We start from the raw sequence: 14,439 nt of genomic DNA, 5'->3' as shown, positions 1-14,439 counted from the left end.
ACAATCACCTCGCTAGCTTATAGCCATTCTATATCTGTTATTGTGCGTTCCAGTTCAGGAAATGAATCTAGAAATTGCAGGGCATTCTGCAATTCTCTCTCAGTAGCCTTACGGGAAGACGTCACGGTGACAATGGCAATTTTTGTTCGCTGCCAAGCATCCTGATGTCCGGTCTCCGCCACTGAAATATTGAACTTTTGTTTGAGCCGTGTCAGTACACGCTGAAGCACGGCTCGCTTTTCCTTCAAAGAGTGGGCGTCATGTATCATGCACTCACATTCGGCAGAGCCGATGATCACTTACGTTCCACTTCTTCCATTACAAATGCTTCGATCACGTCGCCTTCTTTGATATCATTGAAGTTTTTAATCGTAATCCCGCATTCATAGTTTTGGGCTACTTCTTTCGCATCATCTTTAAAGCGTTTCAATGCATCGAGTTCACCTTCAAAGATTACAACACCTTGGCGTATCAAGCGCACGCCGCTGTCACGGGTAATTTTCCCGTCCGTAACATATGATCCGGCAATCGTACCCACCTTGGACACTTTGAAAGTTGTACGTACTTCAGCCTGGCCGATGATTTTTTCTTCGAATTCAGGATCAAGCATCCCCTTCATCGCCGCTTCGATTTCTTCGATTACCTTGTAAATAATCCGGTGCAGACGAACATCAACGTTTTCAGATTCTGCCGCACGTTTTGCATTTACATCAGGACGTACGTTAAACCCGATGACAATTGCGTTGGAAGCCGTTGCCAGGATGATATCGGATTCAGTGATGGCACCGACACCGGTGTGGATGATTTTAATCTTAGCCCCTTCCACTTCAATTTTCCGAAGGGATGCAGCAAGTGCTTCGGCAGAACCCTGAACATCGGCTTTTAAAATGATATTTAGTTCTTTCATTTCCCCTTGCTGCATTTGTTCAAACAATGTATCCAATGTTACACGGGATTTCTCGCTGCGTTGGGATACAAGCTGTTTCTGTACACGTGCCTCCCCAACCTGGCGGGCTGTTTTTTCGTCTTCAAATACGATAAAACGATCCCCGGCCTGCGGTACTTCGCTCAATCCTGTAATTTCTACAGGAGTAGACGGACCTGCTTCCTTCACCCTGCGCCCTAAATCGTTCACCATGGCACGAACGCGCCCGAAGGAATTACCGACAACGATCGGATCGCCGATTTTCAAGGTACCAGTTTGGACAAGAAGGGTTGCTACTGAACCGCGCCCCTTGTCAAGCTGGGCTTCAATAACCGTTCCGACAGCTCTGCGATTTGGATTTGCTTTAAATTCTTCTACTTCGCTGACGAGCAGGATCATTTCAAGGAGGCTATCGATCCCTTCTCCGTTTTTGGCAGAAATCGGGGCAAAGATCGTATCACCGCCCCAGGCTTCCGCTACTAGGCCGTGTTCAGAAAGCTCCTGCATCACGCGGTCCGGATTGGCACCTGGCTTATCCATTTTGTTTACCGCTACAATGATTGGAACTTCCGCGGCTTTAGCATGGTTAATCGCTTCAACCGTTTGAGGCATGACTCCATCATCTGCTGCTACGACGAGGATTGTAATATCTGTAACCTTTGCACCTCGAGCACGCATGGTCGTAAAGGCTGCGTGTCCAGGTGTATCCAAGAAGGTTATTTTCTTATCATTGACAACTACCTGATACGCACCGATATGCTGAGTGATACCGCCCGCTTCACCTTCCGTCACTTTCGTGTTGCGGATGGAGTCGAGCAATGTAGTTTTCCCATGGTCAACATGCCCCATGATGGTCACAACAGATGGACGTTCGATTAAATCTGCCTCGTTATCTTCAGTCACCAATGATTCCAAATCGGTTAAATCAACTGGGATAATTTCTTCGACTTCCACATTGTACTCACTTGCAATAAGCTCGATTGCTTCTTTTTCCAATGATTGGTTAATCGTTGCCATAATGCCTAACATAAAGAGCTTTTTAATGATTTCAGAAGGTTCGCGATGAAGCTTCTTCGCGAGTTCCGCAACTGTCAGGGATTCTGTAAATGTAATCTTGGAAGGAAGCTCTTTTTCTTTTCTTTTTTGAACCGGTGCAGGTGTATGCTGCTGAGGTTTTTGTCTGTTATTTCTATTACGGTTGTTTTGGTTATTGTTTTTGCCTTTAAAAACCTTCGATTCTTTTTTCTGGTTTTCCTGGACGGTTTTCTTACCGACAACAGGTTTAGGTATTGGTTTCTTCTGAATCTTTTCTGTCTTTTTCACAACGTTTGTATTTTCATCAGCCTCGGCCTCATACTTTTCAACTGTAGGGGACTGTTTTGGCGTTGTATCTGCACTCGCAGTTTGTTTTTTCTCTTCTTTCGGTTTAAAGCCCTCATTTAATTTTTCAACGGTTGTATCATCTAATGCTGCCATATGGTTGGATACCTCAATGTTCATTTCTTTAAGTTTATTGATAACGTCCTTGCTTGGAACGTTCTTTTGTTTTGCATATTCATAAACACGCAATTTGGTCATACGTTCACCCCCGTAAAATTTAATCGAGCAACGTCTGGAGTTTTCGTGCAAAACCTTCATCAAGCACGGCGACTGCCACTCTCGCTTCTTTGCCAATCGCCTGGCCAAGCATTGACCTGTTTTCTACCCTTTTTATGGGCACTTTATAAAAGCTGCACTTATCAGAGATTTTTTTTTCTGTATTTGCAGAAGCATCCGAAGCTAGCAACACGAGCTTCGCCTTACCGCTTCTAACCTCTTTTATGACTAATTCTTCTCCGGAAATTAGCTTACGCGCCCGATTGGCCAAACCTAATAGAGACATCCATTGCTGCTGTTTCATTTAGTCGAATGGTTCTCCTTTTCGGCTAATTCCAGCAACTGTTCATAGAGGGAAGGATCGATTGTCGCGCCTAAGTGATTGCTTAGGACATTCTTTTTCTTTGCAAGCTCGATTGTTTTGGGGTCCAGCGTCAAATAGGCCCCGCGTCCGGATTTTTTTCCGGTAGGATCAATGCTGATTTCCCCATCTTTGGAGCGGACGATCCTGATAAGCTCCTTCTTCGGCTTCATCTCGCCAGATGCGACACATTTGCGCATCGGTATTTTCTTGCGACTGTTCATCATCGATCACCTCTTACTTACTCGTTATCCTCAGAGTAATCATCGTCTTCTTCTCCATAGCTGTCTCTGTTTAATAGAAATTCCTGTTCGCTCGCTGGATAAATCCCGGCCTCGCGAGCATCTGTTTCACTCTTAATATCAATTTTCCAGCCTGTTAATTTGGCTGCAAGACGGGCATTTTGTCCGCGTTTACCAATCGCAAGGGAAAGCTGGTAATCGGGAACGATTACTGTGGTTGCTTTTTCTTCCTCCTGGACGATTACTTCAAGCACCTTTGAAGGGCTTAGCGCGTTTCCGACAAATATGACCGGGTCTTCTGACCATTTTACAATGTCGATTTTTTCGCCTTTAAGCTCGTTGACGATAGCCTGGACACGCTGGCCTTTTTGGCCGACACATGAACCTACCGGATCAACTTCATCGTTATCAGAATGGACGGAAATTTTGGAACGGTCGCCCGCCTCCCGGGCCACTGATTTAATTTCTACCGTACCGTCAAAAATTTCTGGAACCTCGATTTCAAACAGTCGCTTCAGCAGGCCTGGATGTGTTCGGGACACGAAAACCTGAGGTCCTTTTGAGGTTTTTTCAACCTTTGTAAGAAACACTTTAATCCGGTCGTGCGGCTTATATTTCTCATTCGGCATTTGCTCATTGATTGGTAGCAAAGCTTCGATTTTTCCAAGCGATACATAAATGAAGCGGGAATCCTGGCGCTGAACGATCCCAGTCATGATGTCTTCCTCACGATCGATGAATTCAGAATAAATGATTCCGCGCTCAGCCTCACGTACTCGCTGGGTCACAACCTGCTTGGCAGTTTGCGCAGCGATCCGACCGAAGTCCTTAGGCGTTACTTCCATTTCTACAACGTCTTCGAGTTGGTAATTCGGATTGATTTTCTTTGCTTCATCAACAGAAATCTCAAGCCGGGTGTCGAATACCTCCTCTACAACATCCTTTCTTGCAAACACTCTCATCGAACCTTTTTCAAGGTTTAAGTCGATGCGTACGTTTTGGGCTTGATTAAAATTCCGGCGATATGCGGAAATAAGTGCAGCTTCGATTGCCTCGATTAAAATATCCCTGGAGATTCCCTTTTCTCTTTCCAAAACGTTGAGAGCATCCATTAACTCACTACCCATGGTTGATCCCCCTTCATGTAAATTTTCCTTATGTTTTAAGAAAAAGTGACCGCGAGTCTCGCTTTCGCTACTTTTTCATATGGAATCACGACTGTTTTCTTTCTGGTTTTGATGGTCACTTCCAACGTGACTTCATTCCCGTCAAAACCGGTAAGAATACCTTCAAATTCTTTTTCATCCAAAATGGGTTCATATGTCTTTATGTACACATTTTTCCCAATAGCCTTTTGAAAATCTTTTTCTTTCTTCAGTGGCCGTTCAGCACCTGGTGATGATACCTCAAGAAAATAATTTTGTGGAATCGGATCGAGCTCATCAAGTTTCTCGCTAAGCTTTTCGCTAACCTGACCGCAATCTTCAATGTCAACGCCGCCCTCTTTATCTATATAGACACGGAGAAACCAGCTTTTACCTTCCTTTGCATACTCCACTTCCACTAATTCCAGCCCTGATTCATCCAGAATCGGGGTAACCAGTTCTTCTACAACCTCAGTTACCTTTTTACTCATATGCTTCCTCCATACATCATCGAAGTTCGTTCTTAGTAATGGATTCTTGAAAAAATAGTCAATTACAACACGAAAGAGTGGGTTTCCCCACTCTTGCCATTGGTTTATCTTAGCATTTCCATTAAAAATATACCATAATCGCGATTTTATTGCAAATGTCCATCAAGCTTTACCAGCCTAGGTACTGAACCCCGGCGAAAAAATACCGCAACATGCTTTGCTGCTTTTAAAAGAGCGAAAGCTGATTTTGATCCGGTAACTCTTCAAGACAGCCTTGTTTATCGAGATACTCGAGAATCGTTTTAGATACCTTGCCACGCTGCTGCAAATCTTCCTTGGAGAGGAATTCTCTTTCCTCGCGGGCCCGGACGATATTTAGCGCCGCGTTTGTGCCAAGTCCTGGAATCGAGTTGAACGGCGGAATCAAGGAATCACCTTCAATAATAAATTCTGAGGCATGCGATTTATACAAGTCTACTTTCTTGAAGGAGAAATTCCTTTCGCACATTTCAAGCGCCAGTTCGAGCACTGTTAAAGTGTTTTTTTCCTTCGTCGACGCGTCCAGGCCTTTGGCATTAATTTCGTCGATTTTCGAACGTATAGCCTGGGAACCCCGAGCCATCGCCTCTATTTCAAAATCCTCAGCTCTCACCGTGAAGTAGGCCGCGTAATAAAGAAGCGGAAGATGGACCTTGAAATAAGCGATCCGGACCGCCATTAGTACGTAAGCGGCAGCATGAGCTTTAGGGAACATATATTTAATCTTCTTACAGGAATCGATATACCATTCCGGGACTTCGTTTTTGCGCATTTCTGCTTCGAATTCGTCGGTTAGTCCCTTTCCTTTACGTACTGATTCCATGATTTTGAACGCAAGGGAAGGTTCGAGCCCTTGATATATCAAGTAGACCATAATGTCATCCCGGCAGCCGATAACCTCGCTCAAGGTACAGATACTATTGTGTATCAATTCCTGGGCATTCCCGAGCCAAACATCGGTGCCGTGAGAGAGGCCGGAAATCTGGACCAGCTCCGAGAAGGTGGTCGGTTTTGTGTCTTCAAGCATTTGGCGAACAAAACGGGTACCGAATTCAGGAATGCCGAGGGTCCCGGTTTTACACATAATCTGCTCTTCGGTGACACCTAGCGATTCGGTGCCTGAGAATATTTTCATAACTTCAGGATCATCGGTCGGGATGGTCTTCGGGTCAATGCCGCTTAGATCCTGAAGCATCCTGATCACGGTCGGGTCATCATGCCCAAGGATATCTAATTTTAATAAATTATCATGGATTGAATGGAAGTCAAAGTGCGTCGTTTTCCATTCAGACGTTTTATCATCCGCTGGAAATTGGATTGGTGAAAAGTCATAAATTTCCATATAATCCGGCACAACGATTATGCCGCCCGGGTGCTGTCCAGTTGTTCTTTTCACACCAGTACATCCCGCAACTAGCCTGTCTACTTCAGCGCCCCTAAAATGGAGATTATTATCAGAGGCATATCCTTTCACGTATCCATAGGCAGTCTTTTCAGCAACCGTACCGATTGTCCCGGCTCTAAATACATTATCTTCCCCAAACAGCACTTTTGTATAGTTATGGGCTTTTGGTTGATATTCACCAGAAAAGTTCAAATCGATATCGGGCACCTTATCCCCTTTAAAGCCAAGGAATGTTTCAAACGGAATATCATGTCCGTCTTTTTTGTATCTGCTGCCGCAATTCGGACAATCCTTATCCGGGAGGTCAAACCCTGAACCGACAGAGCCGTCATCAAAGAATTCCGATTGTTTACAGCTTGGACAAACATAATGCGGCGGCAGGGGATTGACCTCTGTGATTTCCGTCATGGTCGCAACAAGAGAGGATCCTACCGAACCACGGGAACCAACCAGATACCCGTCATCCAATGATCTTTTTACGAGTTTGTGGGAAATTAGGTAAATAACGGCGAATCCGTGGCCGATAATACTTTTTAACTCTTTCTCCAGGCGGGCTTCAACGATTTCAGGAAGTTCTTCCCCGTAAATCCGTCGGGCCATACTGTAACTCATTTCACGCATCTCATCATCCGCGCCTTCAATTTTAGGCGTATAAAGATCGTCTTTAATCGGTTTAATCGTCTCAATGCTGTCCGCAATCTTATTGGAGTTTACGACAACGATTTCCTTAGCCTTTTCGTCTCCTAGGAAAGAGAAGCCCTGCAGCATTTCGTCCGTCGTACGGAAATGGACATCCGGAAGCTTGTGGCGGTTTAATGGATTGGCGCCTCCTTGCGAATTAACAAGGATTTTCCGGTAAATTTTGTCGTTTGGCTCTAGATAATGAACATTGCCGGTAGCGACGACCGGCTTATCAAGCTTCTCACCAAGTTTAATAATATTGGAGAGAATGCCTTCCAATGATTTCTCATCACGGACATACTCCATTTCAATCATATGCTGATAGACCGCTTTCGGATGAACTTCAAGATAATCATAGAATTCAGCGATATCGACGACTTCCTCAAAGGGCTTTTGCATCATTCCCTCAAATACTTCACCCTTGTCACAGCCGGAACCGACCAGGATTCCTTCCCGATGCTTCTGCAGCACTGAACGGGGGATACGCGGTACCCGGTAAAAATAGTTAAGATGTGAGATTGAGACCAGCTTAAAAAGGTTCTTCAAGCCTGTCTCATTTTGGACAAGCAAGGTGCAATGAGAAGGTCGGGAGCGCTGATACGCGTTTCCTTCACCCATATGTTCATTCAACTGATCATGATAAATAATCCCTTTTTCATCCGCATCCTTTAGCATTTTCACAAGCAGATAGCCGGTGGCCTCTGCATCATAAATCGCCCTATGGTGCTGGGTCAATTCTATATCAAACTTTTTCGCCAATGTATTGAGGCGGTGGTTTTTAAATTCAGGGTATAAAAACCGTCCCAGTTCCAACGTATCAATAACAGGGTTGGCAGCTTTCGGATGTCCGATTTTTTTATAGCCGACATTCAAAAATCCCATATCGAAGCTGGCATTGTGAGCGACCAACACGTCATCCCCAGCCCAGACCCTGAACTTTTCTAACACCTCTCCTACTTCCGGAGCGTTCTGGACCAATTCATCGGTGATCCCCGTTAACTCAATCGTGGTCGCGGACAGGGGATGATGCGGATTGGCAAAGGATTCAAAGCGGTCAATGATTTCTCCGTCGCGCATTTTCACTGCCGCAAGTTCAATAATCGTATCGTAAACCGCAGAGAGACCGGTTGTTTCTACGTCAAATACGACATATGTAGCCTCCGCCAGCACACGGTGAGCATCATTATAAACAATCGGGACACCGTCATCGACAAGGTTAACTTCTACGCCATAGATGATTTTTATATCATTTTTCTTCCCAGCGCTAAACGCTTCAGGAAAGGATTGAACGCCGCCATGGTCTGTAATCGCGACCGCTTGATGACCCCATTTCTTTGCCTGTGCGACAAGCGCTGCCACAGGAGTTACCGCATCCATCTGGCTCATCGGTGTGTGCATATGCAGTTCGACACGTTTTTCATCCGCAGGTGCGTGGTCGATTCTGCCTGCTTTCGATATTTCATTAATATCGTTTGCGATCATGACTAAATCACGGACAAACGTATCATTCTGGATACTCCCCTGCGCACGGACCCACATTCCTTTTTTCACTCGGTCAAGAATTTTGGCATCCTCTTTATCACGAGAGAACATCTTTATTAATATAGAGCTCGTATAATCCGTTACCTTGAAGGTTAAAAGCGTGCGACCGCTGCGAAGCTCCCTTGTCTCGGCATCAAAAACGAAGCCTTCTATCGCAATGCGGCGTTCTTCATCGACAATTTGCTCTATACTCCTGAAATCTGCGTCATCTTTAATCGTATAACCGATTTTGACCGGTCCGGAGTTCCCATTGTCATCACCGGATTTATCATTGGCTTTTTTCTGCATTTCCGTAATCGCCGTCAATGCTTTCGCTTCATCTTCTTTCTGCTTCTCTTCGAGGAACTGCTTATAATCATCCTGCGAAACAGAAACCTCCGCATCAAGAGATAAAGCCGGAAAACCGAACTTTTGATAGATATTTGAGATAAGTGCCGAATATTTTTGTTTCAACTGGCCAGCTTCCGCATCATTGCGGGCATTTACGATCAAACGGTGCCCAACAACCTTGGGTTCCTGTTCGTTCAACAATGTTAGCAACGCCGGAGAGATTCCATCCAGTTCTCCTATACAATTCTTCCAATATTCCTTAATTAACTCTTCCGTTACTTGCGGATTGCTTACATTCAGGCTAAAAGAAACCTTAGCAATATGCGCAAAGGTGCTTGCGATTTGCGTAGATAGTCTTGTGTGGACACTGCAGGGAATCAGTTCATTAAGCTTAAAGACAAAATGCCAGCTTTTAGACTCCCTTTCAATCGAAAGCTTTTCTATTTCAGCTTGATAAAAATATTTCACAAAGACATCTTCTGTAAGTCCAAGCTGCTGGAGCAAGAGTTGAAATCTTTCTCTTCCACTATTGAGATTCTGTTCCATTCCCGCTCTCTCCTTTTCTTTGAAATCCATATCTATCACTCATAAAAAGACAAATTTCCCATATGTTTAAAAAAATATTTCAGACGTAATTATATCATAACTATCTCATCCGCTAGCGAGAAATTTTAAATTAGAAAAGCGCACGCGCCCTGAAAAGGAAGAACGACTAAGACCGCCACATCGTTATGTCTTCGTCATTCTGACCCGTTAAAGGAACGTCGACTAAGAACCGCCACGTCCTGTGCGTCGAGGCTGGGCGCTTTAGCTAGAAATCTTTCAAAGTTAAATAAAGTTATACTTTAACTATAAAGAAAACTCGCCGATCGGCGAGTTTTTTAAGGCGTAGTTGCATTATCCAAGATAGGAAAGTTCAAGCTAACTACCTCCCAAAAGAAAAAGGCATCATCCTAGAGACTGATCCCTTCTTCCTTATTTGAAGCAGGCTGGCTGCTATTCGGATTTCAAAAAATCACTAAGCTTACCGGCCAGTTCAGATTGATGTACTTCATGAACTTCACCGGTTTTACGGATTTTGACCTCGACGATTCCTTCGCCGGCTTTTTTTCCGACCGTGATTCTTAGAGGAATGCCGATCAAATCCGAGTCTGCAAATTTCACACCAGGACGCTCTTGTCGGTCATCCATTAACACTTCATAGCCTTGCTTACGGATAGAAGCATACAAATCTTCGGCAAGAATGGCCTGTGACTCGTCCTTCATATTAACCGGGATGACATGGACCAGATAAGGAGCAAGATTTTCAGGCCAGAGGAGACCTTTTTCATCGTTGAATTGCTCCGCTACAGCCGCAAGCGTTCGGGATACTCCGATTCCGTAACAGCCCATTATCATCGGCTGTGCGCGCCCGTTTTCATCGAGGAAAGTCGCATTCATCGCTTCACTGTATCTTGTGCCTAACTTGAATACATGTCCGACTTCAATGCCTTTGGCAAATTGGATCGTTCCGTTTCCGTCGGGAGACGGGTCACCTTCTAAAATAAAACGCAGATCGGTGTATGCTACCTCGTTAAAGTCGCGGGCAGGATTGACATTGGTATAATGATAATCTTCTTCATTCGCTCCGCACACCCCGTTGACAATCGCTTCGACTGCGTGATCGGCTATGATTTCAACATCAGCTGAAACACCGATTGGTCCAAGTGATCCAATGGCACAGCCAAGAATCTCCTTCGTTTCATCGGGCTCAGCCAGTTCAACCAGCGCCGCGCCGAAATGGTTTTTCACTTTAATATCATTCACTTCATGGTCGCCCCGCGCTAAAACCAACACATATTTATCATCCACTTTAAATAAAAGGGATTTGATGCAGTCCTTAGCCTCAACTTTCAAATATGCCGTAACATCTTCGATTGATTTTTTTGCGACAGTTTGGACCTTTTCCAGTGCTTTTTCAGCTTCGGAGCTTTTTTGATAGGTTGCAAGGACCGGGGCCATTTCAATATTGGCCGCATAGTCAGAGGAATCCGAGTAGGCGATGGTGTCTTCGCCAACGTCGGATAATACCATAAATTCATGCGTATCTTTTCCGCCCATTGCCCCGGAATCGGCGATTACCGCTCTGAAATTCAAGCCGCAACGGCGGAAAATGTTTGAATAAGCCGTAAACAGCTTTTGATAGACTTCATCAAGACTTTCAGGATTCGCATGAAAAGAGTAAGCATCCTTCATAATAAATTCACGGCCGCGCAACAGTCCGAAACGCGGGCGCTTTTCATCACGAAATTTCGTTTGGATTTGATAAAGGGCCAAAGGCAGCCGCTTATACGATTTCACTTCATCCCGGATAAGGCTTGTGATGACCTCCTCATGTGTCGGGCCCATCGCAAATTCGCGGTCATGCCTGTCCTTCAATCTCATTAATTCGGGGCCGTACGAATACCAGCGTCCTGATTCCTGCCAGAGCTCCGCTTGCTGAAGGGCGGGCATGAGCAACTCAACCGCACCGGCATCATCCATTTCTTCCCGGACAATCGCTTCAATTTTTTGCAGTACTTTTTTTCCAAGCGGCATAAAGCTGTATACCCCGCTTGAATTTTGTCTCATAAATCCCGCTCTTAATAAAAGCTGATGGCTTTTGACTTCAGCATCAGCCGGAACTTCCCTTAGTGTCGGGATCAGCGTCATACTTTGCTTCATCTTTTGCACCTCTTCTATATCCTGTTTTTCAGATGATAACAGCAGAAAACTCAAGCAGAGAATATCAATTCTCTGCTGTTCTGGTTGATCAATTGTTCAATTAGAGAAAAAAGCGTTGAATGTCGTTCCATGTTACCACAATCATGAGCAACATCAGTAACGCAAATCCAATGAAATGGACGAGCCCTTCTTTTTGCCGGTCGATCGGCTTGCCTCTCAATGCTTCGAAAAGGAAGAATAGCAGGCGACCACCGTCAAGCGCCGGTATCGGCAGCAGGTTCATAATGCCAAGATTTATGCTTAAGGCACCCGCCCAACCCATCAGATAGAAAAACCCGGATTTAGCCACTTCCCCGGTCGCATTATAAATGCCGACAGGACCTGATAACGCGTCAATCGTAAATTGCCCGGTCACGAGCTGGCCAAGGATGATAAAAATCTGCTTTGTGACAAAATAGGTTTGTGTAAAACCATATTCCACTGCTTTTAATGGCGACTTTTCAACCGGCTGGTAAACACCGATCCGTCCGATTTTCTTGCCATCTGCAATAAACTCTTTGGGAGTCACGGGAATTTCCAGTGTTTGACCATCTCGCTCCACGACAAACTCAATTTCCTGTCCAGGACTTTTTTGGATGCTTTCTGTGACATCCTGCCACGAGGAAACCTCATTGCCGTCAATCGATTGGACATAATCCCCCTTCTTCAATCCAGAAGAAGCGGCTGCTCCGTCAGCGGTCAATTCACCTAATCGCGCATCATCCACGCCAACCCCCTGGAATAGCCCAACAAGCAAAAAAATCACAAATGCGAGCACAAAGTTCATCATTGGACCGGCAAAGATCGTCATCGTCCGGTGTCCCAATGATTTGGAAGCGAACTGGCGATCATAAGGAGCTATTTGCGTTTCGATGCCATCTTCAACGCTAACAGCTTCATGATGGATGGGGAAAGTTTTTAACGTCTCCTCTTCGCCTTCCTCGTATCCTTTAATTGTCAGATCATGCTCTAAATCAGCGCTTTCCACTTCAATGATCCGGATATCCGGATATTTTTCCTTATTGTTCAAAACCAGCTTTTCTACTACACCGTCCTTGTTGAAAATCAGTCCAAGACGATAGCCTGGTTTAATTTCGAGCATTTCAGGATCTTCCCCGGCCATGCGCACATACCCGCCAATGGGAAGCAACCTGATTGTGTATAATGTTTCTTTCTTTTTAAACGTAAAAACCTTAGGTCCCATGCCGATCGCAAATTCCCGGCATAATATCCCGGCGCGTTTAGCGAATATGAGGTGCCCAAGCTCATGGAAAAAAACCAAAGCTCCAAAAATAACGATGAAGGAAATCGCTGTCTCCAATGTTTGCACTGCTAATCACCTCTATTTCAATAATGTTGTCACAAATTGACGCGTCTCCAAATCAATCTCTTGAATAACCTGTAAGTCCGGGGCAAAAATGGCTGTATGATTAGTGAGTGCTTTTTCAATTAAAGCCTCGATTTCCAAAAATGAGATTTTGCCTTCCAGGAATCCGGCAACAGCGGCCTCATTCGCGGCATTTAAAACAGTCGGCATCGTTCCGCCTGTCTTTCCCGCTTCGTAAGCATATTGCAAACAGGGGAACCTATTAAAATCCATTTCGGCGAAATGAAGCTTACCGGCTTCGGCCAGATTAAGCCGCTTTGACGATGCTAAAGGCAGACGGTCGGGATACGTCAGGGCATATTGGATAGGTACCCTCATATCGGGAGTCCCAAGCTGCGCCATTACGCTGGAATCCTGGAATTCAACCATTGAATGAATAATGCTTTCCTTATGGAGCAGTACATCAATTTTTTCATATGGCAGTCCAAATAGCCAGTGGGCTTCTATCACTTCCAGCCCTTTATTCATCATGGATGCAGAATCAATCGTTATCTTCGATCCCATCGACCAGTTCGGATGGTTCAAAGCTTCCTCAACGGAAACATCCTTCAACTCTTCCCTGGTGCGATCCCTGAAGCTGCCTCCCGATGCAGTGATAATCAGCCGTTCAATATTCTTTTCCTGCTCACCCTGAAGCGCCTGGAAAATAGCAGAGTGCTCGCTGTCCACCGGCAATAGCCTTACACCTGCACTCTTGGCTTCTTCCGTAACAAGATGACCAGCCGTTACAAGGGTCTCCTTATTGGCAATCGCAATATCTTTTTTAGCCTTTATTGCCTGAAGGGTTGGATTCAGGCCGATACTGCCAATCACCGCATTAACGAGAATTCCTGCTTTATCATACACCGCAGCTTCTACAAGTCCCTCATCACCGTAAGTAAATCTGATGTCTTTTGAGAAATATTCATTTTTTAATGTTTCATAATCGTCCCGCGTTTGCACAGAAACCAGCTCCGGCTGGAACTCTTCGATGTATTGTCTTATAAGCTTAATGTTTTTACCGGCGGACATGGTCACGATTTTGAACTGACCGGGATGCTCCCTTACCACATCCACAGTCTGCCGGCCGATTGAACCGGTAGCGCCCAACAGGCTGATATATTTCAACTTTGTCAACTCCTATCAGAAAAGCGGTAGCGCCCTCAAGTATGGAAGAACGACTAAGAACGCCACATCGTGTGGCAACATCGTTCTGACCCACATCCTGTGGGCCCCCGACAGGCATAAGACGAAACGCGAGGAGGCAGTTTCTAAAGTAAAACAGCGGTTTGACTTATGACTCGAGGGGCTGGGCGCTGTAGCTAGACATTTATCAAAAATAAAAAGTCATACTTTCGTTACTAAAAAGTGTAAGCGGCCTGATATTAAGGATCATCGACTAGAACTTGTCACAGTCTTATTTCGCTGACCTTAATTTGTGCTCGATTGTCCGGATTTCTGCTCGATGATCAGGATTTCTGCTCGATGATCAGGATTTGTGCTCGATGATCAGGATTTGTGCTCGATGATCAGGTTTTCTGCTCGATGATCAGGTTTTCTGCTCGATGATCAGG

10 protein-coding genes are annotated in these 14,439 nt (G+C 45.1%); all 10 read right to left on the bottom strand.

Annotated elements, in window-relative coordinates:
• Positions 1-17 precede the first annotated feature (17 nt).
• A complete protein-coding gene (locus D0463_RS06670; RefSeq protein WP_117306534.1) occupies positions 18-296 on the bottom strand; it encodes a DUF503 domain-containing protein in 279 nt (92 codons plus the stop codon).
• Positions 296-2,503, bottom strand: a complete 2,208-nt coding sequence (gene infB / locus D0463_RS06665) for a translation initiation factor IF-2 (protein ID WP_117306442.1) — start codon at positions 2,501-2,503, stop codon at positions 296-298. Before infB ends, D0463_RS06670 begins: the two co-directional genes overlap by 1 nt.
• Before the next feature lie 19 nt (positions 2,504-2,522).
• On the bottom strand, positions 2,523-2,825 hold the full coding sequence (locus D0463_RS06660; RefSeq protein WP_117306440.1) for a YlxQ family RNA-binding protein: 303 nt from the start codon (positions 2,823-2,825) through the stop codon (positions 2,523-2,525).
• Complete coding sequence (rnpM, locus tag D0463_RS06655; protein WP_117306532.1) at positions 2,822-3,106, bottom strand: RNase P modulator RnpM; 285 nt, start codon at positions 3,104-3,106, stop codon at positions 2,822-2,824. The genes D0463_RS06660 and rnpM overlap by 4 nt, the downstream gene beginning before the upstream one ends.
• A 17-nt stretch (positions 3,107-3,123) precedes the next feature.
• Complete coding sequence (nusA, locus tag D0463_RS06650) at positions 3,124-4,251, bottom strand: transcription termination factor NusA (protein ID WP_117306438.1); 1,128 nt, start codon at positions 4,249-4,251, stop codon at positions 3,124-3,126.
• A 35-nt stretch (positions 4,252-4,286) separates the two neighbouring features.
• Complete coding sequence (rimP, locus tag D0463_RS06645) at positions 4,287-4,760, bottom strand: ribosome maturation factor RimP (RefSeq protein WP_117306436.1); 474 nt, start codon at positions 4,758-4,760, stop codon at positions 4,287-4,289.
• 226 nt (positions 4,761-4,986) lie between these two features.
• Positions 4,987-9,303, bottom strand: a complete 4,317-nt coding sequence (locus tag D0463_RS06640) for a PolC-type DNA polymerase III (RefSeq protein WP_117306434.1) — start codon at positions 9,301-9,303, stop codon at positions 4,987-4,989.
• A gap of 450 nt (positions 9,304-9,753) precedes the next feature.
• Entirely contained in the window at positions 9,754-11,460 is a 1,707-nt protein-coding gene (locus D0463_RS06635) for a proline--tRNA ligase (protein ID WP_117306432.1), read from the bottom strand.
• 100 nt (positions 11,461-11,560) lie between these two features.
• Complete coding sequence (gene rseP / locus D0463_RS06630; protein ID WP_117306530.1) at positions 11,561-12,820, bottom strand: RIP metalloprotease RseP; 1,260 nt, start codon at positions 12,818-12,820, stop codon at positions 11,561-11,563.
• A gap of 21 nt (positions 12,821-12,841) precedes the next feature.
• Entirely contained in the window at positions 12,842-13,993 is a 1,152-nt protein-coding gene (locus tag D0463_RS06625; RefSeq protein ID WP_117306430.1) for a 1-deoxy-D-xylulose-5-phosphate reductoisomerase, read from the bottom strand.
• Between the last annotated feature and the right edge of the window lie 446 nt (positions 13,994-14,439).

It is taken from the genome of Bacillus sp. V59.32b, from assembly GCF_003429085.1.
Lineage (GTDB): Bacteria > Bacillota > Bacilli > Bacillales > DSM-1321 > Peribacillus.
This window is presented reverse-complemented; position numbering and strand designations above follow the sequence as displayed.

What these genes read in the sequence shown, in the direction of transcription:
- D0463_RS06640 (WP_117306434.1), bottom strand. Translation starts at nt 9,303, where the DNA reads ATGGAACAGAATCTCAATAGTGGAAGAGAAAGATTTCAACTCTTGCTC.
- rimP (WP_117306436.1), bottom strand. Translation starts at nt 4,760, where the DNA reads ATGAGTAAAAAGGTAACTGAGGTTGTAGAAGAACTGGTTACCCCGATT.
- nusA (WP_117306438.1), bottom strand. Translation starts at nt 4,251, where the DNA reads ATGGGTAGTGAGTTAATGGATGCTCTCAACGTTTTGGAAAGAGAAAAG.
- infB (WP_117306442.1), bottom strand. Translation starts at nt 2,503, where the DNA reads ATGACCAAATTGCGTGTTTATGAATATGCAAAACAAAAGAACGTTCCA.
- rnpM (WP_117306532.1), bottom strand. Translation starts at nt 3,106, where the DNA reads ATGAACAGTCGCAAGAAAATACCGATGCGCAAATGTGTCGCATCTGGC.
- D0463_RS06635 (WP_117306432.1), bottom strand. Translation starts at nt 11,460, where the DNA reads ATGAAGCAAAGTATGACGCTGATCCCGACACTAAGGGAAGTTCCGGCT.
- D0463_RS06660 (WP_117306440.1), bottom strand. Translation starts at nt 2,825, where the DNA reads ATGAAACAGCAGCAATGGATGTCTCTATTAGGTTTGGCCAATCGGGCG.